This window comes from Pseudomonas sp. ENNP23 (assembly GCF_001728945.1).
Taxonomy (GTDB): Bacteria; Pseudomonadota; Gammaproteobacteria; order Pseudomonadales; family Pseudomonadaceae; genus Metapseudomonas; species Metapseudomonas otitidis.
On sequence record NZ_LYSP01000005.1, the window covers coordinates 59785 to 82838 of the forward strand.

Genomic DNA, 23054 nt, shown 5'->3' on the forward strand with positions numbered 1-23054 from the left:
ATGGGCAGTCGAGGACTGCACACGAAGCGGGGCTTTTTTACAGGCCTTACCAGCAGTTGGCTACGGTCGCGCCTGCACCCGAAACACCTTTGACACCCCGACTATCCAGGGTGAGGTTGCCGCAACTGTCAGCCGCTTGCCCCCCCTGAGGCTGAGCAGTCAGGATCACGCACCGGGCAATGGTCGTCCCCGCACAGGCGCCGGCATTGATGCTGTAGCGCCTGCTTTCGGAAATCACCGCCGCCCCCTGGGCTATTGCATTCCCGGAAGAGTCGCGGAAGGCAAGGCCATTGGTGCCCAGGTTGTTGGTGTAGGTCTGGTTCTGTGAGTAGAAACGCTCCTGGGCCTGCATGATCTGCATCATCGTGGCCTGGCCGTCACCGCGGCCGGTCCGCATCACATAGCTCTGGTAGCTGGGGTAGGCGATCGCGGCAATGATGCCGATGATCGCCACCACGATCAGCAATTCGACCAGGGTGAATCCCTTGGCTCTGGTCATCAGTTCTCTCTCCAGTAGAGGCCTTGGATGGCTTTGTTGGTCTCGCAGATTTCAGCACCATCGACGCAGCCCTTGTTGCTCGGATCGCCAAGGCAGGACTCTGCTCCGCACAGCAGGTCGACCGGCTTGTCATCACGCAGGATAGTCGCCGGTTTCGATGGAATACCACCGTGTGCCAGGTCGAAACTGCGCTTGGCGGTCTTGGTGCCATTGACGGTCTCGGTGAAGACTGCACTCGCATCCACCAGATTGAGGGCGTAGAAGCGACCACGACCAACGTCCGGCCCGCAGGTAGTGACCTGCTGGCCGCTGGGACGGAAGGTGGTGAACAACACGGAGCCTGCGAAGCTCACCGAGCTGGACAGCACTTTCTCGCCACTGGGGAAGCGAATGAACCAGCCGCTGCTCTGGGCCAAAAGAGTCGGGTTGGGGGTGTAGTTGTCGCCCGGTGTGAGTTGTGCGTACAGGGCGTTGATCTCGGTGCGCTTGGTCGGGATACCGGCGGCGGCGGCGGCACGCGCCTGCTCGATGAGGTAGTTGTAGGCCTCGAACTGGGTCAACGGTGGTGTGGCATCCGCAGCAGTGGCAGCAGCCAGATCGGTCGAGTTCAAGACGTTGGAGGTCGTATCGTAAGCACGGTCAGCCAATGCCTGCAGGTCCGCCTGAAGACCGGAGGCCTGCCCCGCCAACGCCACCCGCTCAGTTTCGAGAGTGCTCAGCAGGTTGGATTGAGTCACCAACGGCGAGCTCACGGCTTCCAGGTCTGTTTGGGTCTGCGCTTCGTTGGCAGCCAACAGGCCACTGCTGGTGGTATCGGCAGGGGCCGCTGGCAAGCCAGTGGGCAGCAGGCTGTCCAACGCGCTCTTGGCTGAACTCAGCTCCGCCAGTTTGCTGGCAGCCGTAGCCGCATCGCTCTGGTTGTAGGCTGTGACAACAGCGGCCTGAAGCGCAGCAATCTCATCGATTTTCGCGTTGATCGCGGAGAGGTTCTGGATCAGCTCATCACGTACACCGTAAGCGGCCGAATTCTCATAGTTGCTGTTCAGCCCATCCAATTCAGACTCCAACGCCGTGGTATCCGAGCCCGCAGCCTTGGCGGCCGTGATCTGATCCTGCTTGGCAAGGATGGCGGTGTACTGATTGCTCAGCGACGTATCGTTCAGGGCAGCCGTGATCCTGGCCTGCAGAGTGCCGATGTTGCCCGTCGCCATGCTGTCGAGCTCCGATGCCTTGAACGCGCTGGCATCGGGGCTTGTCGCATTCAGGGCGTTCAACTGCGCCAGTGCGGACTGTGCCGCGACGACCAGGCCGTGAGACTGGGTCCGGCTACCGGCCTCCGCCGCATGCTCGGTCACGTAGGGATCATTACGCAGGATGGTGTCGATGGCGGCCTGTTTCTGATTGATGGCGTTGTTGATTTCCACCAGTGAATTCAGCTTGTCGGTGTAACCGATGCTGGCCTGGTAGCTTGCCAGGTTGGCGCGCGCAGTGGCCTCCCTGGCGTTCAGCGCGTCGATTTCCGCCCGCTTGGCGTCGATCTGGTTCTGGATGTTCTGGGCCTGGGCACTCGTCAGGTTCACACTGCTGACATCGACCAGGTTGCTCTCGGTGACGGTGGTGTAGCTGGTCGGAGCGGCATAGACGCTCTTGTCACGGATGACATAGAAGCGATCCAGAGCCGCCTCGCTGAGCGGATGGCCGCGGTAGCCCGAGCCAATGGAAATGGTGAAGTAGGTCTCACCACCCCGTTCCTTGACCAGCGAAACGTCCGGCTGGTTGTAGAAACGGCGGTTGTTGGTAGCGTCGGTTCCGCCCAAGGCAGCTACACGCCCCCCCGTGGCGAAGTCACTGGCTCCGCGGTTACCCGGCTTGATGTCGAAGCGGAAGATCTGGCCACGGGTGTCCGCTGTGAAGATGGTGTCGATCAGACCATCCCCGCCGATGTCGATCAGCGCCGGGTCCCCGGGGATGCTGTTGGTCATGGTCGAGAGCTTCAGGTTGGCATCGTTGTCGCCCGTAGGGCCGGCCATCCACAGCTTCTGACCGGTATTCGCATCCACGACGTACAGCGCGTTGCCGTAGCTGTCGCTTTTCGGGTTATCCGGGATCGCGTCGTTGTCCTGGTTGGTGTCGTAGCCCCCCGTGAAGATCAGCACTTCCTTGGCTTGGCCATTCCACTTGACCTTGGCGTACTTGGGCGTGGACCAGGTCTGGCCCAGGCGAGTGAAACCGGTGCTACCACCGGCACCACCACGGATGACCCACTTCAGCTTTGGCTGAATGGTGGAAGGATCGCCAAGCGTACTGGGCGTCATATCGAGAGCATAGTAATTGCGACCGCCCCTGCCCATGCCGGCATAGAGGGTCACGGTGGTGGCATTGCGGAACTGAGTGGTGGGATCGACGTTGCCGTAAGTGACCTTGAGGTCAAACTGGCCATCGATGCCGTACTTTTTGTTGGCGCTGCCCTTGGGGTCGTCGTAGTAAGCCTTGAGATTCGGCAACAACTCCTTGGGAATGAAAGAGAAAAGCTCTTCACCGGTCTCAGGGTTGATGGCACCAATAAAACCTTCATTGGTCCCGTAGAACAGCACGAGGCGATCTCCAGCGGTACCGGCCGCGATTCGCGAAATACTTTCATCGCTGCGATAGGCCACCACCTTCGGGGCGTTGTGCAGCACATCGCCAATCTGGGCACGCACAGAGCTGTCCGCCGGATCAGTACCCCGAGCCCAGGTCAGCAGATTGGTCTTGTACTCATTCGCCATGTTGGCATCGCCCAACATGGCCTTGGTCAAGGCACTGTTGCTGGTGGACAGCAGGTGGGCGCTGTTCGTCACGTTGACGGGCGAGTTATTGCCCGGCTCAAGATTGCTGCCTGTATAGGTGTAGAGCTTGCGACCGCTGGGATTGGTCAGACGCCCTGCAGCTCCACCGAGCGAAGCATTCTTGCCGTCCACCACAGCAGACCAGTAGCTCTGTGCACTGTCGAGGAAGAAGCCGGTCGAGCTGTCTACGGCATTGCGTCCGTTGACATCGCTAACCACCAGGTTGCCACTGGCATCCGAGGTCGCCTTGTACTTCTTCACATTGCCCAGCCAACGGGCGCCTTGGGCTGGGCGGAACAGGGCGTAATAGAGGTCATTGCGGTAGCCGAAGTTGCTGTATGCACTTACGGATACGGTGGGTGTGGTGAACGTCGTGTTCTCGGCAAGGATATCCACCAGGATGGAGCGCAACGAGGCAACAAGGCCTGACGTGTCGCTAGTGGTGTAGAACTTGCCCTGACCGAGAGCCGCCGTGTCGTTCAACAGGCGGGTATCGCTGATGTTGCCGAAGCCCACGGTGTAGGTGGAGATTGTCTGCTTGCCGGTAACGGAAGCCGGTCCGTTGTCGTTGTTGGCCAGCCATTCGGCAAGGCCAGGCATCCAGCAACCTGCACCAGCCTCACCATCAGTCGGGTAGCTTTTGCAGCGGGTGTAGATGCTGTTGGGCGTGCCGGTACCTACCAAAGATTCGATTGCGGAGTGGCTGCTGCTGTCACCGTTGGGCAGACCGTCGGTCAGAACGATGATGCTCGACTTCTGACAGGAGTTCTGGATGGGCGATCTATAGGTGGAGCCGGAATAGGATGCTCGATCGCTGTTCCACGGCGAAATCAACGCGGCCCCCTTCCTGTCTTCGATATAACCTCGTGATCGCAGGCCGTAAATGACACTGCTTCCACGCATGTACTGCGCCGCCTCATGGTAGGCCTCCAGAAGAGGAGTGGCGCCGCTTGCGTAATAGCTGTTCAGTTGGTTCTTGAAGGTATTGGCAACGGTGCCGGCCTGCTGAACCGGGACGTTGACGAAGCCCCCTTCGTTGTTGGAGCTGAAACGCACCAGGCCGATGTTCGAATCGTTGGAAAGTGCAAGCTCATCCACCAGTTGCCCAACAACTTGCTTGACGACCTGGATACGCGTGAGCTGTCCGTTGTTGACCCGATTGGTACGCGCCTCGGTACTGGTACACCAATCACGAGGGATGCCTTTGGAGGAGTAGTCAAGAGGCACCAAAGATCTACAGTTGGTTCCCGGGACCCCACTCTGCATCGACCCCGACGTGTCGATCACGAACATGATGTTGGGACGAACGCGTTGATCCGCCGGTAGATCACGGGTGGTGTAGATCTCGGTGTCATCGGCCAGCGCTGTGTTGAGCGATAGCGCCAGGTAGGTGAACGCAGAGGCGCCAAGGGCCAGCTTTCTGGTAACGCTCATGGGTCTATCCTCGGCGTCAGTTCAGGAACAGTTCAGTAACGGTGGGCAGGCCGGTCGGGGTGTAGAACACCGAGCCTTGCCAGTCGATCTTCAAGCCCAGGTTGGCAAAATCCGTGGGCTCGCCGCGCAGATACACCTTGGTCCGATCATTGATCTCAAAGCGTTGCGGGGCACAGGTCTGGCAAGCGGTACTGAGCACATACCCCTTGGCGGGCTCGCCGCTCTTGTTGGTCAGACTGAGAATCAACGTGGCACTTTCGATGTACTTCGGCGGTGTTTCATCGACCTCCTCTGCAACCCCATGCAAGGCGAAGCCGGAGACGAAAAGCGCAAGAAAAAGCGAGATCAAACGGTTCATATCCGGCCTCGATCACTTGAGGTTGAAAAAGACAAAGCCCTGGGCCTGGTCAGAGAGGGCACCACCGACCTTGGCCTGCGCCCGAACTTCATACTGCTCACAGCTGTAGTTACCAAAGGAGTAGCCCTTGCCGAAGGTGGCGCAATCCAATTGACCGACGCTGCGCAATGTATTCACTTGTGCGTTATCCCCAGTGGTGGGAACGGTGACTTGTGCCGCCAGGGAAATGCGCTTCTTCAGTTCAGGGAAACGAGTCAGGGCATTCTTCCAGCTCGGATCGGTTGCCTCGTCACTGTCAGAGTTAGAGGCGGCTGCATTCTTGGCCGAAATCAGCGGCTGACGGTTCGCCACCGCACCAAACCGAAGCAAATGCGAGCGAATCTCGGTTTGCCCTTGCTGGTAAGCGGTATTGCGGAACTGGTTGCTGCTGGCCATGCGTTCGTCATTGGTTGCGAAGCGAACAGCAGTGATGCCCGCAGCGGTCAGCACAACAAGGAAAATGAGCGCAACGATCAAGGTGGCGCCTGCCTGGCGTTGCAGCGGTCGAAGGGACTGCATATGAACGTTTCCTAGAGATTCTTGAACTGAACGGTGGTGGTGAATACCTGGCGCGCACGACCGTCGTTGGAGGAAAACGGTGCGGCATCCAACAGGTAGTAGTTCCGCTGGACAGGGGCCGGGTTCAGGACATCAACGGAGTTGGCCAACACGGCGATACGAACGGCGACGACCTTACCCCAGTTGCTGACGCGATCCGCCGAGACGTACTGATTCACGCTCTGGGAATTTCCCCCGGTAGTAATGCCGTAGAGAACCTGAAGGGAGTCAATGCCATCGATAAGGCGCTGCCCGGCACTGAGGGCAGCGTTGGTAGTCCGATTGAATGACTTGCATCCCAGTGCTGCCGTGGGGTTATCCGCGTCCGCTGGAATGATGTAGAAGGTGTTGACCACCAGATTGTTGTCAGGCACCACAGCACCGGCACAGTCGCGCTTGGCCCCATCAATGATCGGTGGCTCGAAAGTGAACCCCACTACATCCGCGCCATTGCCGCTTCCATTCACAGCGCAGGGGTTGTTGCCGCTGTTACCGACACCGCAGACCGTTCTTTCCACTGGGAAGGGGCGGTCAAGCGTGGAGCCTGGAGCGGTGTAGCCAGCCTGGCGAGCGCTCTGGGTAATGAACTCCAGCGCGAACCGCCCGTTCTCCTGCAACTTCGCCATGGCATCGTTGGTGGCAAACGTCTGCTTGCTTGAAATGAAGACCTGAATGATGCCCAGCAGCAGGATCAGGCCCAGGGTCAGGCCGATCATCAGCTCGACCAGGCTCAGGCCGCGTTGGCGCTGAAGGGTAATGGCGGAATGCTTGCTCATCGTTGTACCTGCGCGCTGCTGGTCAGGTTTTCCCCGGCCGGGTCCTTGCTGGCCTTGCTCTGCCAGGTCGCCGTGATACTCAGTTGGGTTCCGGACGCGACAACAGCGAGGGGCTGGGTACCGCTTGCTGCCAGCCCAAGAAAGTCGCGACTGGTGTATCGCCCTGAAGCTGCAGTTGCGTTGGCACCGTATGCGGTTGTTCCGCTGTATGAACACTGGGCTTCCCAGCGGTCATAAGCCGCCATCTGGGCAGCCGAGCAATTGGTTCCGTTCACCTTGGCACCCGTGATGGGGTCGTAGTAGTCACTGCAACGCTGGGCCGGCAGGTTGGAACAGTTCGGGGCCGCGGTGTAGTCGCTGGTACCAGCCTCCTGGTTTGCGCGGATGCGCTCCGCCAGGTCCTGTACGACCCAGGTCGCCTGGGTTCGCTGGTTACTGTCCCCGGAACTCTGCAGTGCACTGAGCTGGAGTGCCGCGAAACCCAGCAGGCCGACAGCGAAGATGAGGAGAGCGATCAGCACCTCGATCAACGAGATCCCCGCCTGATTGGAAACCTTATCAACAGGACGCATCGCGGTTCACCTTCTTGATCGAAGCCTTGCCCATGGCATTGAGAGAGACACAGCGTGCGCTGCCGTCATTGTCCTGCAGGCGTTCCGAGGTCACCTTGAAGGACTGGGCGCTGATGCCTGACAACAACGTTCCATCGCGTCGGAACGTCAGTTTGTTGGTGGACTGCAGGTACGGTGCGTTGATGGTGACATCCGTAGCCCCCTGGAAGGTACGAATCACATCGGCACTCGCACAGTTGCCGATGCTGGCAGGCCCTACACACCAGCCATCGGTCCAACCGCTCTCGCTGTTGGTCATCGGCAGCACCACCACGTTGGCATTGAGCTTGGTGGCCTCGATGCGGGCCACAGCCAGGGCATTCATCAGCTCACTGGCCTGCCCGGACACCCGCTGCCGAACGATGAACCCCCCCATTGCAGGTAAGGCAATTGATGCAACGATCCCCATGATGACAATGGTCACCAAGAGCTCGATCAAACTGAATCCACGTCTACGTTCCATGAGTACTTCCTCTGCGCAGGCTGTAAGCTAGCGAGCCGAAACTCCAACCTCAAACAGCATGGGATGGCCGGCGTGGAGGAGCGTACGAGCGGCTGTCGTACGGGGATGCGGCTATTCGCCGCCGTGTCCAGTGCGCACCCGGCCTTGGCGGTTGATGATAATCCGCCGCTCGATTTGAGATGTTGATGCACTTACTAGAAACGTGCCGTTGCTGGTGAATGTCAGGCCACTGCCATTGAAGTGGACGGATCGCTTGTTACCCGCCCCGCCCCAATGGAGATCGACACCTGGAGGTACATCCAGCAGCGAGATCAGGTGATCCTGGGAAGCCAGCATCCGATGCCCATCATCATCGAAGAAGGTGCTCAAGACGCTGCTCCAGTTGCGGGTGCATCGCCCATGGCTATCGAGAGGGCAGAGCGTTACACGGCGCCCTTCGGTAAGCGCGAGATGGCGAGCCTGATGAACAGCATGGGCAAGGTCACGGCTGAATCCTGCAACTCGGTGTCCCATCATCCAAGACAGGCAGTTGGGCAGGGATATCACGATGACGCTCGCCACCAGCACAAGAGAGATCAGTTGGGAAACCAAGCCCATTCCACGATTCTTACGTTCCATTTTTCCTTGCTCCAATTCCATGGAGTGACTCAATAGTCAGGAGGTCTTCGTGTCAGTCCTTGTAGTAGGCGGTGGGGTCATTGGGCTTCTCACTGCCCTGGAGCTGGCCAGTGCCAGCGAAGTCACACTCGTCGAGCGTTCGGACGTAGGACGCGAGGCCTCCTGGGCCGGAGGCGGAATTGTATCCCCCCTCTATCCCTGGCGTTACAGCGCTGCGGTGACGGCCTTGGCTCATTGGTCGCAGGACTTCTACCCAGGCCTTGGGGAGAAACTGCTGAAGGCCACCGGCCTCGATCCGGAGGTGCACACCACCGGCTTGTACTGGCTGGATCTGGATGACGACACCGAGGCTCTGGAATGGGCGCGCCGTGAAGGGCGCCCGCTTCACGCAGTGGACATGGCTTCCGTGCATCGGCAGGTGCCGCCGCTAGGGGCAGGCTTCGAACGGGCCATCCACATGCCGGGCGTGGCCAACATCCGCAACCCGCGTCTCGCGAAGTCGCTGCGTGCTGCGCTTCTGGCGCTTCCCAACGTCAAGCTCCATGAGCAGACGGGGATCGACAGTTTCATCGTCGAAGGGGAGAAGGTCGTCGGCGTCAGGATCGGCCATGAAGAACTCCGCGCCGACCGCGTGGTGCTCTGTGCAGGCGCCTGGAGCGGCGAGCTGCTCGCAACGCTAGGCCTCTCGCTGCCGGTCGAGCCGGTGAAGGGGCAGATGATCCTCTACAAGTGCGAGCCGGACTTCCTGCCCAGCATGGTGCTGGCCAAGGGGCGTTATGCAATCCCGCGCCGGGATGGCCACATTCTCGTGGGCAGCACCCTGGAGCATGAGGGGTTCGACAAGACGCCTACCGATGTGGCACGGGAGAGCCTCCAGGCTTCTGCGGAGGAGCTGATTCCTGCGCTGGCCAGACAGCCCATCGTCGGGCACTGGGCGGGGTTGCGGCCGGGTTCGCTCGATGGCATCCCGTTCATTGGGCCGGTACCGGGGTTCGAGGGGCTCTGGCTCAACTGCGGACACTACCGCAACGGGCTGGTTCTGGCGCCGGCCTCCTGCCGACTGCTGGCGGACCTCATGCTGGGGCGCGAGCCGATTGTCGACCCCACCCCCTACGCGCCCAGCGCTCGCCTTTGACCTGTCCGGGGATCAGTCGATCCCCAGCTTCTTCAGCCTGTAACGCATGGAACGGAAGGTCAGCCCAAGACGCTGGGCTGCTGCCGTGCGGTTCCAGCGGGTCTCCTCCAGGGCCTGCATGATCAGCTTGCGCTCGATCTCCTCGAGGTAGTCCTCGAGGTTGTCGATCTTGGCAAGGTCTGCCTCGCCGCCCTCTGCCGCGCCAGCAGCTTCGGTGAAGCGCAGGTCATGGGGCTGGATCTGGTCGTTCTCACACAGGGTGTAGGCCCGCTCCAGCATGTTCTCCAGCTCGCGCACGTTGCCGGGAAAGCGATAGGTCTTGAGCTTCTCCAGCGCATCACGGGTAAGGGTCGCGGCCGGCAGCGAGCAGGCGTCTGCCAGGCGCTTGAGCATCACGTCCGCCAGGCGGGGAATGTCTTCGCGGCGCTCACGCAACGGCGGCACCCCCAGTTCGATCACGTTGAGCCGGTAGAACAGGTCCTGACGGAATCGCCCGGCAGCCACCTCGGCAGCCAGGTCCTTGTGAGTGGCACTGAGGATGCGCACGTCCACCACCACTTCCTGCTGGCCACCGACGGCACGTACCGCCTTCTCCTGAATGGCCCGCAGCAGCTTGACCTGCATGGGCAACGGCAGGTCCGCCACTTCGTCGAGGAACAGGGTGCCGCCATGGGCGGCCTGGAACAGGCCCTGCTTGTCCTCGATGGCACCGGTGAAGCTGCCTTTCTTGTGGCCGAAGAATTCGCTCTCCATCAGCTCCGACGGAATGGCACCGCAGTTCACCGGCACGAAGGGGTGACTGGCGCGCGGGCCTTGCTCATGGATGAGCCGTGCGACCAGTTCCTTGCCGCTGCCCGACTCGCCGCTGATGTAGACGGGCGCCTGGCTACGGGCAAGCTTCTGTATCTGGTTGCGCAGCGCCCGCATGGGGGGCGATTCGCCCAGCAAGCGGCTGTCGACGCTGGCCTCTTCGTCCGATTCGCCGCTGCGCAACCGCAGGGCGGTCGCCACCAGTTCACGGAGGCGACCGAGATCCACCGGCTTGGTCAGGAAGTCAAAGGCGCCGGCCTTGAGGGCGTTGATAGCGGTATCCAGGCTGCCGTAGGCCGTGATCATGGCCACCGGCACCTGGGGGTGGCGCTGCTGGATGTACTGCACCAGCTCCTGCCCGGTGCCATCGGGCAGGCGCATGTCCGTCAGGCAGAGATCGAACGGTTCGCGGGCCAGCCACTCGCGCGCTTCCTTGACGTTGCGCGCGCTGCGGGTGTCCAGCTTCATCCGGCCGAGGGTGATCTCCAGCAGTTCGCGGATATCGGGCTCGTCATCGACGATCAGGGCTCTCTGTCGGGTCATGGTCAACTCAGTTTTCGCGGATGGGCGAAGGTGATGCGGAAACAGCTGCCGCCGCCTTCGCGGGGTCGATAGTCAAGGCGAGCCTGGTTGCTTTCGCACAGCTCGCGGGAGATGTACAGGCCGAGCCCGGTGCCCTTGTTCTCCGTGGTGTGGAAGGGCTCGAACAGGTGATGGAGCTGCTCCTCGGCGACACCGGGGCCGTCGTCCATCACTTCCAGTATGGGCAGGTCGCTCTCGGCGTCACGGAAGAGCTTCAGCCAGACCTGCCCCTGGCGATGCTTCTGCGCGCTGTAACGCAGGCCGTTCTGCACTAGGTTGGTCAGCACCTGGGTGAGCTGGTGAGGGTCCATGCGGGTCTGGATGCTGCCCGGGTTGGTTTCCAGGTGAAGGGTCTGCCCCACCGGTGAGGCGCTGCGGAACTCGCTGGCGAATCGGTGCAGCCAGTACTTGAGATCCAGCAGTTGGGGCTCCGACTGGCGCCGCCGCGATAGTTGCAGAACATTCTCGATGACGAGGTTCATCCGCCGGGAATGGTCCTGGATGATCTGCGCCAGGCGGCGGTCGGGTCCCTCCAGCGCTTCGGACTCCTGCAACAACTGGGCAGCATGGCTGATGGCACCCAGGGGGTTGCGGATCTCATGGGCGATACCGGCGGTCAGCCGGCCCAGGGAAGCCAGCTTCAGTTGCTGCGCCTGCTGGGCGATCTGCGAGATGTCGTCGAGGAATATCAGCGTGTCCAACTGCTCACCACGCTGCAACTGGACGAAGCTGGGCTGCAGCACTGTGCCATCGGGTATCGGTTGCAGGCTCTGGGGACGCAAGGTCGGGTTGTCCCACCATTGCTCCAGGCGCGCGAGCAGTTCCGGACAGTATGGCCCGAGGGGGCGTCCCGCCAGCCCGTCATGCCCCAGCATCGCCTGTGCGGCCTGGTTGGCCAGCAACACCCGGTGGCGGCTGTCCAGCACCAGGATGCCCGTGCGCATGCGCTGCAGGATGAGCGCGTTGAGCGCCTCCAGATTGGCCACATCGGCCGCACGCTGCTCGGCCAGGGTCTCGCTCAACTGCAGACGTCGACTGATGCCCTGCACGAACAGGGCGCCTGCAAAGCACAGCGCACCGAGCGCGCCGGCCTGTACATACTGGTTGGCCGCTTCCGGGCGGGACAAGCTCAGGTAGAAGGTCAGGTAGATCATCCCGATGGCGGCAACAGCGGCGATCAGCAGCCCGATACGCCCACGCAGCAGGATGTTGGCAATGGCCACCGCAACGATGATCAGGTTGCCGATGCCGCTGGGCGAACCGCCCGCTGCATAGAAGATGCAGGACAGCAGAATGACGTCCACCAGCGCCAGGCTGAACACCTGCAGCATGTGCTGGGGGCGGCGGACCATCAGCGCAATGAGGATGTTCAGCAGCAGGTAGAACCAACTGGCATTGCGGAAAAGCTGTACGCGAGCCAGGTCCAGCAGCTCGCTGTCCAGCTCGATGGAAATCAATCCGACCAGCACCAGGCCGATGAGCAGGCGGTACAGGTTGTAGAGGCGGAAGATCCGTCGGATCTGATTGCTCGCCAGGGAGGGCGAATCAGTGCTCGCCACTGGCCGGGCCTTGCTCGAGGTGCGCCTGACTGCAGTACCAGCGCTGGGCACTGGGCAGGGCTTCGGACTGGGGAACGTGGACACCGCAATGGGCGCAACGAACCATGGGGCTGGCTGCCGGCTCGGCGGGCGGAGCCTCCTGGCGGGGCGGGCGAGCCTTCATGCGGCGCCATACCCACACGGCAGCAAAGATGACAGCAATCCAGAAGATCAGGCGCAGCATGCGTCGAACTCGAGTGTCCGGGGAAAGGCCAGCAGTTTAAGCCAAGGCCTTTCCCCGCGCCCAGCCGCTAAAGGCAGTGCTGTGCACTGAGTTCCTTACAGGCATGAAAAAAGAGGCCCGCAGGCCTCTTTTTCTCATCCATCCGCCTCAGTCGAAGAGGCCGAAGGTCATGTAGCTGAACCAGGAGCGCTTCTTGCCGCCCGTGTCGCCACCGGCCGAGGCGTTCTCGGGCTGCAGCTCATCGGGGATTTCTTCCTTGGCGTCTTCGTACTGCTTGATCACGTCCTGGTTGGCGCGAGTCTGGCCAGGGGGCAGCGGCGCTTCGCTCTCGATCAGGCCGAGGGTGGCCTTGGCCAGCCAACTGCGGTTGTCGGCCTCATCCTCACGCGGTACGAACTGGCCATCGACCAGGCTCGGGTGCTCGGGGTAGTTCAGTTTCAGGGTTTCCAGGCTGGTGGCGGCCAGGTCATCCAGCCCCAGGCGCTGGTAGGACTCCACCATCACCGCCAGGCCATCGCCCACCGCCGGTGTGCCCTGGAAGTTTTCCACCACGTAGCGACCACGATTGCCGGCGGCGACATAGGCCTGGCGGGTCAGGTAGTAGTGGGCGACATGGATTTCATAGGCGGCCAGCAGGTTGCGCAGGTAGACCATGCGCTGCTTGGCATCCGGCGCGTAGCGACTATGGGGGTAGCGGCTGGTCAGTTGGGCGAACTCGTTGTAGGAGTCGCGGGCGGCACCCGGATCACGCTTGGTCATGTCCAGCGGCAGGAAGCGCGCCAGCAGGCCACGATCCTGCTCGAAGGAGGCCAGCCCCTTCAGGTAGTAGGCGTAGTCGACGTTGGCATGCTGCGGGTGCAGACGGATGAAACGCTCGGCGGCCGATTTGGCGGCCTCCGGCTCGACATTCTTGTAGTAGGCGTAGATCAGCTCAAGCTGGGCTTGCTCGGCATAGCGCCCGAAGGGGTAGCGGGACTCAAGGGCCTTGAGCTTGGCAACGGCACTGGAATAGCTCTTGTTGTCCAGGTCGGACTGAGCCTGCTGGTACAGCTCGGACTCGCTCAGGTTCTCGTCGACCACTTCTTTGGAGGAACACGCGGCGGTGAGGGCGAGAATGGCGATCAGCAGCAGGTGTTTCACTTGCATGGTGGCTTGCGTCCCTGTGACGGTCCGCTGTCTTGGGCGGAGCCGTCCTGTTATGATGGGCGCCCTGGGCTTTCCCAGGACAAAGACGCCGTATTTAACCACAAGCGCGTGGCCGAAACCAAAGGCTGCGCCCCGCCGTTTTCGAGCATGTCCCCGACCAATAAACAGGCCATCCAACTGAGTGCCGAGGTGCCGTCCGATTTGGGCGGGCAACGCCTGGACCAGGTTGCCGCACAACTCTTCGACGAACACTCCCGCTCCCGCCTGTCCGCCTGGATCAAGGAAGGGCGACTCACCGTGGACGGCCAGGTGCTCCGCCCCCGCGACACCGTCTATGGCGGTTCCGTGCTGGTACTCGATGCCGAACTGGAGTCCCAGGGCGAGTGGGTGGCCCAGGACATCGAGCTGAACATCGTCTACGAGGACGACCACCTGCTGGTGCTGGACAAACCCGCCGGCCTGGTGGTGCACCCGGCGGCCGGCCACATGGACGGCACCCTGCTCAACGCCCTGCTGCACCATGCCCCCGACCTGGCCAACGTGCCCCGGGCCGGCATCGTGCATCGCCTCGACAAGGACACCACCGGCCTGATGGTGGTGGCCAAGACCCTCGAGGCCCACACCAAGCTGGTCGCCCAGTTGCAGGCCCGGACCGTCAGCCGCATCTATGAGGCCATCGTCGTCGGTGTGATCACCGCCGGTGGCAAGGTCGACGCGCCCATCGGCCGCAGCTCCCAGCAGCGCCAACGCATGGGCGTGGTGGCCGGTGGCAAGCAGGCCGTCAGCCACTACCGCGTGTTGGAGCGGTTCCGCTCCCACACCCACACCCGGGTCAAGCTGGAGACCGGCCGCACGCACCAGATCCGCGTGCACATGGCCTACATCAACCACCCGCTGGTGGGGGACCCGGTCTATGGCGGCCGCTTCCGCATCCCGCCGGCTGCGAGCCCGACCCTGGTACAGACCCTCAAGGAGTTCCCCCGCCAGGCGCTGCATGCCCGCTTCCTCGAGCTCGACCACCCGGAAACCGGTGATCGCATGAAGTGGGAGTCCCCGCTGCCGGATGATTTCGTCTGGCTGCTGACCCTGCTGCGGCAGGACAACGAGTCCTTCGTCTGATGACGGGCTGGCTCACGCCCGATTGGCCCGCCCCCGCGCGGGTCAGGGCCTGCGTGACCACCCGCGCCGACGGCGTCAGCCTTCCGCCCTACGACAGCTTCAACCTTGGCGACCACGTCGACGACGACCCCACCGCCGTCGCCAGCAACCGCCTCAAGCTCACGACCACCCTCGGCTGCCAGCCCGCCTGGCTCAGCCAGGTACACGGCATCCGCGTGGTCGAAGCCGATCCCACCCGCGTAGAGACGGCAGACGCCAGCTGGAGCCAGGCCCCCGGCATCGCCAGCCTGGTGATGACCGCTGACTGCCTGCCCGCGCTCTTCTGCAACCGCGACGGCACCCGTGTCGCAGCCGCTCATGCAGGTTGGCGCGGCCTGGCAAACGGGGTGCTGGAGGCCACGCTGGACGCCCTGGCCACACCGGCAGACCAGATCCTGGTCTGGCTCGGCCCGGCCATCGGCCCGGACGCCTTCGAAGTCGGCCCGGAGGTTCGCGAAGCCTTCATCGCCCAGCACGCCGAGACGGAAGTTGCCTTCCGCCCCAGCGCAAACGCCGGCCGCTACCTGGCGGACATCTACGCCCTGGCACGCATCCGCCTCGCCGCACGCGGCATCACCGCCGTCTACGGCGGCGGTTTCTGCACCGTCAGCGACCCGCGCTTCTACTCCTATCGCCGTGCCTCCCGCACCGGGCGCTTCGCGAGCCTCGTCTGGCTGGCCGATTGAGCCGCTGACCTGCATCAAGGCCGGGCACCTTGAATCGCCCAGAATCGTCCTTATCTACACTGCATCCCGGCGAGCTCATCGTCTTCGGGGCGCTCATCGCCCCAGCCCGCCCCTAGAGGAAGGACTGCCCCCATGCGCATAGATCGACTGACCAGCAAACTCCAACTGGCGCTGTCCGACGCCCAATCCCAGGCCGTCGGCCACGACCACTCAGCCATCGAGCCGCTGCACCTCATGCTCGCCCTGCTCGACCAGCAGGGCGGCTCCATCAAGCCTCTGCTGATGCAAGTCGGCTTTGACGTTGCCGCCCTGCGGGCTGGCCTGACCAAGGAACTCGACGGCCTGCCGAAGATCCAGAACCCCACCGGCGACGTGAACCTGTCCCAGGACCTCGCCCGCCTGCTCAACCAGGCCGACCGCCTGGCCCAGCAGAAAGGCGACCAGTTCATCTCCAGCGAACTGGTGGTATTGGCCGCGATGGACGAGAACACCCGCCTGGGCAAGTTGCTGCTCGGCCAGGGCGTCACCCGCAAGGCCCTGGAGAACGCCATCGCCAACCTGCGCGGCGGCCAGGCCGTGAACGACCCCAATGTCGAGGAAGCCCGCCAGGCCCTGGACAAGTACACCGTCGACCTCACCAAGCGCGCCGAAGACGGCAAGCTCGACCCGGTGATCGGCCGTGACGACGAAATCCGCCGCACCATTCAGGTCCTGCAGCGCCGCACCAAGAACAACCCGGTGCTGATCGGCGAACCCGGCGTCGGCAAGACCGCCATCGCCGAAGGCCTTGCCCAGCGCATCATCAACGGTGAAGTGCCCGATGGCCTGAAGGACAAGCGCCTGCTGGCACTGGACATGGGTGCCCTGATCGCCGGCGCCAAGTTCCGCGGCGAGTTCGAAGAGCGCCTCAAGGCTGTACTCAACGAACTGTCCAAGCAGGAAGGCCGCGTCATCCTGTTCATCGACGAGCTGCACACCATGGTTGGCGCCGGCAAGGCCGAAGGCGCCATGGACGCCGGCAACATGCTCAAGCCGGCCCTGGCCCGTGGCGAACTGCACTGCGTCGGCGCCACCACCCTGGACGAGTACCGCCAGTACATCGAGAAGGACGCTGCCCTGGAGCGCCGCTTCCAGAAAGTCCTGGTGGACGAGCCCAGCGAGGAAGACACCATCGCCATCCTCCGTGGCCTGAAGGAGCGCTACGAGGTGCACCACGGCGTGACCATCACCGACGGCGCCATCATCGCCGCCGCCAAGCTCTCGCACCGCTACATCACCGACCGCCAGTTGCCGGACAAGGCCATCGACCTGATCGACGAAGCCGCCAGCCGCATCCGCATGGAGATCGACTCCAAGCCCGAAGCCCTCGACCGCCTGGACCGCCGCCTGATCCAACTGAAGATCGAGCGCGAGGCCATGAAGAAGGAGGAGGACGAGGCCGCCATCAAGCGCCTGGCCAAACTGGAGGACGACATTCTCAAGCTGGAGCGCGAATACGCCGACCTGGAGGAAATCTGGAAATCGGAGAAAGCCGAAGTCCAGGGCTCCGCCCAGATCCAGCAGAAGATCGAACAGGCCCGCACCGAACTGGAGGCCGCCCGTCGCAAAGGCGACCTGAACCGCATGGCCGAACTGCAGTACGGCATCATCCCCGACCTGGAACGCAGCCTGCAGATGGTCGACCAGCACGGCAAGCCGGAAAACCAGTTGCTGCGCAACAAGGTGACCGACGAGGAAATCGCCGAGGTCGTCTCCAAGTGGACCGGCATCCCGGTAGCCAAGATGCTCGAAGGCGAGCGCGACAAGCTGCTGCGCATGGAAGACGAGCTGCACAAGCGCGTCATCGGCCAGCATGAAGCCGTGGTCGCCGTGGCCAACGCCGTGCGCCGCTCCCGCGCCGGCCTGTCCGACCCGAACCGCCCCAGCGGCTCCTTCCTGTTCCTCGGCCCGACGGGCGTGGGCAAGACCGAGCTGTGCAAGGCCCTGGCCGAATTCCTCTTCGACACCGAGGAAGCCCTGGTGCGCATCGACATGTCCGAGTTCATGGAGAAACACTCCGTGGCCCGCCTCATCGGTGCCCCTCCGGGTTACGTCGGCTACGAGGAAGGCGGCTACCTGACCGAAGCCGTGCGTCGCAAGCCCTACTCCGTCGTGCTGATGGACGAAGTGGAGAAGGCCCACCCGGACGTCTTCAACATCCTCCTGCAGGTGCTGGAAGACGGCCGCCTGACCGACAGCCACGGCCGCACCGTCGACTTCCGCAACACCGTGGTGGTGATGACCTCCAACCTCGGCTCCGCGCAGATCCAGGAGCTGGTGGGCGACCGTGAAGCCCAGCGCGCGGCGGTGATGGATGCCGTCAGCAGCCACTTCCGCCCCGAGTTCATCAACCGGATCGACGAAGTGGTGGTGTTCGAGCCCCTGGGCCGCGACCAGATCGGCGGCATCGCCAGCATCCAGCTGCAACGCCTGCGCAAACGCCTGGCCGAACGCGACCTGAGCCTGGAGCTGAGCCCGGAAGCCCTCGACAAGCTGATTGCCGTTGGCTACGACCCGGTCTACGGCGCCCGCCCGCTCAAGCGCGCCATCCAGCGCTGGATCGAAAACCCCCTGGCCCAGCAGATCCTCGCCGGCCAGTTCGCCCCGGGCGTCACCATCCACGCTCGGGTCGAAGGGGAAGAGATCGTCTTCGACTGATCCATCGCCCCCACGCCGCCCATCCCTGATGGGCGGCATTTCTCATGGGCAATGAAAACGGGGGCCGAAGCCCCCGTTTTTTATTCACTGCCGTAGCTCAGATCGCCTTGACCCGCAGCTCCTTGGGCATTGAGAAGGTGACGTTCTCCGGTCGGCCGTCCAGCTCCAGCGCCACCTCGGCGCCCCACTCGCGCAGTTGCTGGATCACGCCCTGCACCAGCACCTCGGGGGCGGAGGCACCGGCGGTGATGCCGACCCGTTGCACACCGGCGAACCAGCCTTGCTGCAGGTCTTCGGCGCCGTCGATCAGGTAGGCCGGGGTGCCGATGCGCTCGGCAAGTTCGCGCAGGCGGTTGGAGTTGGAGCTGTTGGGGCTGCCCACCACCAGCACCACATCGCTTTCGTCAGCCAGTTGCTTCACCGCGTCCTGGCGGTTCTGGGTGGCGTAGCAGATGTCGTCCTTGCGCGGCCCGCCGATGGAAGGGAAGCGCGCCCGCAGGGCATCGATCACGCGGCTGGTGTCGTCCATGGAAAGGGTCGTCTGGGTGACGAAGGACAGAGCTTCCGGGTTGCGAACCACCAGGCGCTCCACATCGTCCTCGTTCTCCACCAGGTAGATCGCACCGCCATTGGCGGAGTTGTACTGGCCCATGGTGCCTTCCACTTCCGGGTGACCGGCGTGGCCGATCAGCACGCATTCGCGGCCGTCACGGCTGTAGCGGGCCACCTCCATGTGCACCTTGGTCACCAGCGGGCAGGTGGCGTCGAACACCTTGAGGCCGCGGCGCTCGGCCTCCTGGCGCACGGCCTGGGACACACCATGGGCGCTGAAGATGACGATGACGTTGTCCGGCACCTGATCCAGCTCTTCGACGAACACGGCGCCACGGGCGCGCAGGTCTTCGACGACGAACTTGTTGTGCACCACTTCGTGGCGGACGTAGATCGGCGGGCCGAACACTTCCAGCGCACGGTTGACGATCTCGATGGCACGGTCCACGCCGGCACAGAACCCACGGGGGTTGGCGAGTTTGATCTGCATGCTTGTTACCTCCAGGCCTGCCGGCCGCCCTCCCCTGCCGGGAAACGGATCAGAGCGGACGAACCGCCAGGATTTCCACCTCGAAGCGCAGCGTCTTGCCGGCCAGCGGGTGGTTGAAGTCTATGGTCACGCGGTCAGCGTCGAAGGCCTTCACGACACCGGGCAACTCGGCGTTGGCGGCATCGTTGAAGATGATCAGCAGGCCTTCGGACAGCTCCATGTCCTGGAACTGGCCACGGGGCATGACCTGGACATTCTGCTCGTTCGGCTGGCCGAAACCCTGCTCGGGGCTGATGGGCAGCTCGCGGCGATCGCCGGCCTTGAGGCCGAACAGCGCATTCTCGAAGCCCGGTAGCAGGTTGCCGTCGCCGACCTTGAAGGTGGCTGGCTGCTTGCCGAAGGTGCTGTCGACCACGTCGCCGTTCTCCAGCTTGATGGCGAAGTTCAGCGTCACTTCACGGTCCGGGCCGATGCGCAGCTCGGTGGCGAGGGACTCAGTCATGGGCGGCTTCTCCGGACTTCTTCGTCTTGAACATATCCAGCGCCAGCATGATGGCGCCGAGGGTGATCGCGGTGTCGGCCAGGTTGAACGCCGGGAAGTACCAGCGGTCCTGCCAGTGCACCAGGATGAAGTCGACCACGTGGCCCAGCACCACGCGGTCGTACAGGTTGCCCAACGCGCCGCCGAGCACGGCGGCCAGGGCGATGGCCAGCCAGGTCTCGTCGGCCTTCAGACGCTTGAGCCAGACCACCAGTACGCCGCTCACCACGATGGCGATGATCGCGAACAGCCAGCGCTGCCAGCCCGAGCTGTCCGCCAGGAAGCTGAAGGCAGCGCCGGTGTTGTAGACGTGGGTCCAGTCGAACCAGCCGGGGATCACCGTGATGCGGGTGTGCTTGGGGATCAGGTCCAGCACTGCCCACTTGGTGCCCTGGTCCAGCAGGAACACCAGGACGCTCAGCAGCAGCCAGCCCAGCCGACCGAAACGGGCCTCAGGCATGGTGGCGAACCTCGCCGACGCCTTCGATGTTCTCCACGCAACGACCGCACAGCTCCGGGTGCGCCGCGTGGGTGCCGACGTCGGCACGGTGGTGCCAGCAACGACCGCACTTGGCGTGTTCGGACTTGAGAATGCGCAGCTTCAGGCCAGGCACCTCGGTGGCCACGGCCTGCTCCGGCGCCTCGCCCGCCGGGCGGACTTCAGCAGTGGAAGTGATGAGCACGAAGCGCAGCTCGTTGCCCAGCTTGGCCAGATCGGCCTGCAGGGCGTCATCTCCGAACAGGGTGACTTCGGCCTGCAGGTTGCCGCCAATGGCCTTGGCCGAGCGCAGGGCTTCCAGTTCCTTGTTGACCGCCCCTTTCACCGCCATGACGCGGGTCCAGTAGGCGGCATCCAGGGCAAAACCTTCCGGCAGGCGAGCCAGACCTTCGTACCAGGTGTTCAGCATGACCGACTCGTTGCGCTCACCCGGCAGGTACTGCCAGATCTCCTCGGCGGTGAAGGCCAGGATCGGCGCGATCCAGCGCACCAGCGCCTCGGTGATGTGGAACAGCGCGGTCTGGCAGGAACGACGGGCCACGCTGTCGGCACGGGTGGTGTACTGACGGTCCTTGATGATGTCGAGGTAGAAACCGCCCAGCTCCTGCACGCAGAAGTTGTGCAGCTTCGAGTAGACGTTCCAGAAGCGGTACTCGCCGTAGGCCTCGAGGATCTCGTCCTGCAGGCGGGCAGCGGCGTCCAGCGCCCAGCGATCGAGGTCGAGCATCTGCTCCGGCGGCAGCAGGTCGCGGGCCGGATCGAAACCGTTGAGGTTGGCCAGCATGAAGCGCGCGGTGTTGCGGATACGCCGGTAGGCGTCGGCGCTGCGCTGCAGGATCTGGTCGGAAACGGCCATCTCGCCCGAGTAGTCGGTGGCCGCAACCCACAGACGCAGGATGTCGGCGCCCAGGGTGTTGTTGATCTTCTGCGGCGCCACGGTGTTGCCCAGGGATTTGGACATCTTGTGGCCGCGCTCGTCCACGGTGAAGCCGTGGGTCAGCAGGCCCTTGTAGGGCGCATGGCCGTCGATGGCGCTGCCGGTCAGCAACGAGGAATGGAACCAGCCGCGGTGCTGGTCGGAACCTTCCAGGTAGAGGTCCGCACGCGGACCGCTGGCGTGGCCTTGCGGGTGCGAACCACGCAGCACGTGCCAATGGGTGGTGCCGGAGTCGAACCAGACGTCCAGGGTGTCGAGGATCTTCTCGTAGTCACCAGCCTCGTCGCCCAACAGCTCGGCCGGCTCCAGCTTGAACCAGGCCTCGATGCCCTGCTGCTCGACGCGCTTGGCCACTTCCTCCATCAGCTCGACGGTGCGCGGGTGCAGCTCGCCGGTGGCTTTGTGCAGGAAGAACGGGATGGGTACGCCCCAGTTACGCTGGCGCGAGATGCACCAGTCGGGACGGCCGGCGATCATGCTGTGCAGACGTGCCTGGCCCCAGGCCGGGATGAACTGGGTCTGTTCGATGGCCGCCAGGGCGCGCTCGCGCAGGGTGCCGCCCTGGTTGGGCTGCTTGTCCATGCCGACGAACCACTGGGCGGTGGCACGGTAGATCAGCGGGGTCTTGTGGCGCCAGCAGTGCATGTAGCTGTGCTTGATCGCCTCGTGCTTGAGCAGCGCGCCCACTTCTTCCAGCTTGGCGACGATGAGCGGGTTGGCCTTCCAGATGAACTGGCCGCCGAAGAACGGCAGGTCAGCCACATACACACCGTTGCTCTGCACCGGGCTGAGGATGTCGTCGTTGCTCATGCCGTACGCCTTGCAGGTACGGAAGTCGTCTTCACCGTAAGCCGGTGAGGAGTGCACCACACCCGTGCCGGCGCCCAGCTCGACGTACTCGGCCAGGTAGACCGGGGAGAAGCGCTCGTAGAAGGGGTGACAGAAGCGAATATGCTCCAGCGCCTCGCCCTTGGCGGTGGCGATCACCTGACCTTCCAGGCCATAGCGAGCCAGACAGGACTCCACCAGTTCGGTCGCCAGCACCAGCAGGCGAGCGCCGGTGTCCACCAGGGCGTACTCGAATTCAGGGTGGACGTTCAGCGCCTGGTTGGCCGGGATGGTCCAGGGCGTGGTGGTCCAGATCACGATGGCGGCCGGCTTGGAAAGGCTGGCCAGGCCGAAGGCGGCGGCCAGCTTGTCGGCGTCCTCTACCGGGAAGGCGACGTCGATGGCGTCGGACTGCTTGTCCTTGTACTCAACCTCGGCCTCGGCCAGGGCCGAACCGCAATCGAAGCACCAGTTGACCGGCTTAAGGCCCTTGAACACGAAGCCGCCCTTGACCATCTCGGCCAGGGCGCGAATCTCGCCGGCCTCGTTGGCAAAGTTCATGGTCTTGTAGGGGTTGCCCCAGTCACCCAGCACACCCAGGCGGATGAAGTCGGTCTTCTGCTGCTCGATCTGCTCGGTGGCGTAGGCACGGCACAGCTCACGGACCTTGTCCGCCGGCAGGTTCTTGCCGTGGGTGGTCTCCACCTTGTGCTCGATGGGCAGGCCATGGCAGTCCCAGCCCGGCACATAGGGTGCGTCGTAGCCGGACAGGGTCTTGGAACGGACGATGATGTCCTTGAGGATCTTGTTCAGCGCGTGACCGATGTGGATCTCGCCGTTCGCATAGGGCGGGCCATCGTGCAGGACGAACGTGGGGCGGCCCTCACCGATCTGGCGCAGCTTCTGGTAGAGCCCAATGGAGTCCCAGCGCTGCAGGGTCTCCGGCTCACGCTGGGGAAGACCGGCCTTCATCGGGAATGCCGTTTCCGGCAGGTTGAGGGTCGCTTTGTAATCGGTCATGTCAGTC

The 23054-nt window shown here is 63.3% G+C and carries 20 protein-coding genes; 4 read left to right on the plus strand and 16 right to left on the minus strand.

Features of this window, described 5'->3' with window-relative positions:
- Positions 1–46: 46 nt before the first annotated feature.
- From A9G05_RS04565 to A9G05_RS26385, 8 genes are all read right to left on the minus strand, one after another.
- Positions 47–499: a type IV pilin protein gene (locus A9G05_RS04565; RefSeq protein WP_069559841.1), complete on the minus strand. Its 453-nt coding sequence runs from the start codon at positions 497–499 to the stop codon at positions 47–49.
- Positions 499–4761, minus strand: coding sequence for a PilC/PilY family type IV pilus protein (locus A9G05_RS04570; protein WP_069559842.1), 4263 nt, complete (start codon positions 4759–4761; stop codon positions 499–501). Before A9G05_RS04570 ends, A9G05_RS04565 begins: the two co-directional genes overlap by 1 nt.
- A 16-nt stretch (positions 4762–4777) precedes the next feature.
- A complete protein-coding gene (locus tag A9G05_RS04575; RefSeq protein WP_069559843.1) occupies positions 4778–5119 on the minus strand; it encodes a hypothetical protein in 342 nt (113 codons plus the stop codon).
- A gap of 12 nt (positions 5120–5131) precedes the next feature.
- The gene (locus tag A9G05_RS04580) at positions 5132–5677 is read right to left on the minus strand and encodes a PilX N-terminal domain-containing pilus assembly protein (RefSeq protein ID WP_069559844.1); all 546 of its coding nucleotides are present in this window, start codon (positions 5675–5677) and stop codon (positions 5132–5134) included.
- 11 nt (positions 5678–5688) lie between these two features.
- Complete coding sequence (locus A9G05_RS04585) at positions 5689–6492, minus strand: PilW family protein (RefSeq protein ID WP_069559845.1); 804 nt, start codon at positions 6490–6492, stop codon at positions 5689–5691.
- Positions 6489–7064, minus strand: coding sequence for a type IV pilus modification protein PilV (gene pilV / locus A9G05_RS04590; RefSeq protein WP_069559846.1), 576 nt, complete (start codon positions 7062–7064; stop codon positions 6489–6491). The genes A9G05_RS04585 and pilV overlap by 4 nt, the downstream gene beginning before the upstream one ends.
- Positions 7051–7566 (minus strand): GspH/FimT family pseudopilin, encoded by a 516-nt coding sequence (locus A9G05_RS04595; protein WP_069559847.1) that lies wholly within the window; start codon positions 7564–7566, stop codon positions 7051–7053. Before A9G05_RS04595 ends, pilV begins: the two co-directional genes overlap by 14 nt.
- A 111-nt stretch (positions 7567–7677) precedes the next feature.
- Positions 7678–8205 carry a GspH/FimT family protein gene (locus tag A9G05_RS26385; RefSeq protein ID WP_083272495.1) on the minus strand — a complete coding sequence of 176 codons (528 nt, stop codon included), beginning with the start codon at positions 8203–8205 and terminating at the stop codon, positions 7678–7680.
- A 28-nt stretch (positions 8206–8233) separates the two neighbouring features.
- Between A9G05_RS26385 and thiO the strand changes: the two genes are divergently transcribed.
- The gene (gene thiO / locus A9G05_RS04605; protein WP_069559849.1) at positions 8234–9319 is read left to right on the plus strand and encodes a glycine oxidase ThiO; all 1086 of its coding nucleotides are present in this window, start codon (positions 8234–8236) and stop codon (positions 9317–9319) included.
- 12 nt (positions 9320–9331) lie between these two features.
- Here the strand turns inward: thiO and A9G05_RS04610 are convergent, their stop codons facing one another.
- From A9G05_RS04610 to A9G05_RS04625, 4 genes are all read right to left on the minus strand, one after another.
- The gene (locus A9G05_RS04610; protein ID WP_069559850.1) at positions 9332–10672 is read right to left on the minus strand and encodes a sigma-54 dependent transcriptional regulator; all 1341 of its coding nucleotides are present in this window, start codon (positions 10670–10672) and stop codon (positions 9332–9334) included.
- 2 nt (positions 10673–10674) lie between these two features.
- Complete coding sequence (locus A9G05_RS04615) at positions 10675–12270, minus strand: PAS domain-containing sensor histidine kinase (RefSeq protein WP_069559851.1); 1596 nt, start codon at positions 12268–12270, stop codon at positions 10675–10677.
- Positions 12257–12493: a PP0621 family protein gene (locus A9G05_RS04620; RefSeq protein WP_069559852.1), complete on the minus strand. Its 237-nt coding sequence runs from the start codon at positions 12491–12493 to the stop codon at positions 12257–12259. The genes A9G05_RS04615 and A9G05_RS04620 overlap by 14 nt, the downstream gene beginning before the upstream one ends.
- A 147-nt stretch (positions 12494–12640) precedes the next feature.
- On the minus strand, positions 12641–13639 hold the full coding sequence (locus A9G05_RS04625) for an outer membrane protein assembly factor BamD (protein ID WP_069559853.1): 999 nt from the start codon (positions 13637–13639) through the stop codon (positions 12641–12643).
- A gap of 147 nt (positions 13640–13786) precedes the next feature.
- On the opposite strand from A9G05_RS04625, the gene rluD reads away from it, so the two are divergent.
- The 3 genes from rluD to clpB all read left to right on the plus strand — a co-directional run bounded on the left by rluD (position 13787) and on the right by clpB (position 18180).
- A complete protein-coding gene (gene rluD / locus A9G05_RS04630) occupies positions 13787–14758 on the plus strand; it encodes a 23S rRNA pseudouridine(1911/1915/1917) synthase RluD (RefSeq protein ID WP_069559919.1) in 972 nt (323 codons plus the stop codon).
- The gene (pgeF, locus tag A9G05_RS04635) at positions 14758–15483 is read left to right on the plus strand and encodes a peptidoglycan editing factor PgeF (RefSeq protein ID WP_069559854.1); all 726 of its coding nucleotides are present in this window, start codon (positions 14758–14760) and stop codon (positions 15481–15483) included. Before rluD ends, pgeF begins: the two co-directional genes overlap by 1 nt.
- Positions 15484–15615: 132 nt before the next feature.
- Complete coding sequence (clpB, locus tag A9G05_RS04640) at positions 15616–18180, plus strand: ATP-dependent chaperone ClpB (protein ID WP_069559855.1); 2565 nt, start codon at positions 15616–15618, stop codon at positions 18178–18180.
- Between the two features lie 97 nt (positions 18181–18277).
- Here the strand turns inward: clpB and ispH are convergent, their stop codons facing one another.
- From ispH to ileS, 4 genes are read right to left on the minus strand one after another with little or no spacing between them, the layout of a single operon-like run.
- Positions 18278–19222, minus strand: a complete 945-nt coding sequence (gene ispH / locus A9G05_RS04645) for a 4-hydroxy-3-methylbut-2-enyl diphosphate reductase (RefSeq protein WP_069559856.1) — start codon at positions 19220–19222, stop codon at positions 18278–18280.
- Between the two features lie 49 nt (positions 19223–19271).
- Positions 19272–19724 (minus strand): peptidylprolyl isomerase, encoded by a 453-nt coding sequence (locus A9G05_RS04650; RefSeq protein WP_044410376.1) that lies wholly within the window; start codon positions 19722–19724, stop codon positions 19272–19274.
- Positions 19717–20223, minus strand: a complete 507-nt coding sequence (gene lspA / locus A9G05_RS04655; RefSeq protein ID WP_069559857.1) for a signal peptidase II — start codon at positions 20221–20223, stop codon at positions 19717–19719. Before lspA ends, A9G05_RS04650 begins: the two co-directional genes overlap by 8 nt.
- Positions 20216–23047: an isoleucine--tRNA ligase gene (gene ileS, locus A9G05_RS04660; RefSeq protein WP_069559858.1), complete on the minus strand. Its 2832-nt coding sequence runs from the start codon at positions 23045–23047 to the stop codon at positions 20216–20218. The genes lspA and ileS overlap by 8 nt, the downstream gene beginning before the upstream one ends.
- Between the last annotated feature and the right edge of the window lie 7 nt (positions 23048–23054).

Bases quoted from the DNA above. Each gene is read 5' to 3' on its own strand.
- A9G05_RS04565 (WP_069559841.1), bottom strand. From the start codon at position 499: ATGACCAGAGCCAAGGGATTCACCCTGGTCGAATTGCTGATCGTGGTG.
- A9G05_RS04570 (WP_069559842.1), bottom strand. From the start codon at position 4,761: ATGAGCGTTACCAGAAAGCTGGCCCTTGGCGCCTCTGCGTTCACCTAC.
- A9G05_RS04575 (WP_069559843.1), bottom strand. From the start codon at position 5,119: ATGAACCGTTTGATCTCGCTTTTTCTTGCGCTTTTCGTCTCCGGCTTC.
- A9G05_RS04580 (WP_069559844.1), bottom strand. From the start codon at position 5,677: ATGCAGTCCCTTCGACCGCTGCAACGCCAGGCAGGCGCCACCTTGATC.
- A9G05_RS04585 (WP_069559845.1), bottom strand. From the start codon at position 6,492: ATGAGCAAGCATTCCGCCATTACCCTTCAGCGCCAACGCGGCCTGAGC.
- pilV (WP_069559846.1), bottom strand. From the start codon at position 7,064: ATGCGTCCTGTTGATAAGGTTTCCAATCAGGCGGGGATCTCGTTGATC.
- A9G05_RS04595 (WP_069559847.1), bottom strand. From the start codon at position 7,566: ATGGAACGTAGACGTGGATTCAGTTTGATCGAGCTCTTGGTGACCATT.
- A9G05_RS26385 (WP_083272495.1), bottom strand. From the start codon at position 8,205: ATGGAATTGGAGCAAGGAAAAATGGAACGTAAGAATCGTGGAATGGGC.
- A9G05_RS04610 (WP_069559850.1), bottom strand. From the start codon at position 10,672: ATGACCCGACAGAGAGCCCTGATCGTCGATGACGAGCCCGATATCCGC.
- A9G05_RS04620 (WP_069559852.1), bottom strand. From the start codon at position 12,493: ATGCTGCGCCTGATCTTCTGGATTGCTGTCATCTTTGCTGCCGTGTGG.
- A9G05_RS04625 (WP_069559853.1), bottom strand. From the start codon at position 13,639: ATGCAAGTGAAACACCTGCTGCTGATCGCCATTCTCGCCCTCACCGCC.
- rluD (WP_069559919.1), top strand. From the start codon at position 13,787: ATGTCCCCGACCAATAAACAGGCCATCCAACTGAGTGCCGAGGTGCCG.
- pgeF (WP_069559854.1), top strand. From the start codon at position 14,758: ATGACGGGCTGGCTCACGCCCGATTGGCCCGCCCCCGCGCGGGTCAGG.
- clpB (WP_069559855.1), top strand. From the start codon at position 15,616: ATGCGCATAGATCGACTGACCAGCAAACTCCAACTGGCGCTGTCCGAC.
- ispH (WP_069559856.1), bottom strand. From the start codon at position 19,222: ATGCAGATCAAACTCGCCAACCCCCGTGGGTTCTGTGCCGGCGTGGAC.
- A9G05_RS04650 (WP_044410376.1), bottom strand. From the start codon at position 19,724: ATGACTGAGTCCCTCGCCACCGAGCTGCGCATCGGCCCGGACCGTGAA.
- lspA (WP_069559857.1), bottom strand. From the start codon at position 20,223: ATGCCTGAGGCCCGTTTCGGTCGGCTGGGCTGGCTGCTGCTGAGCGTC.
- ileS (WP_069559858.1), bottom strand. From the start codon at position 23,047: ATGACCGATTACAAAGCGACCCTCAACCTGCCGGAAACGGCATTCCCG.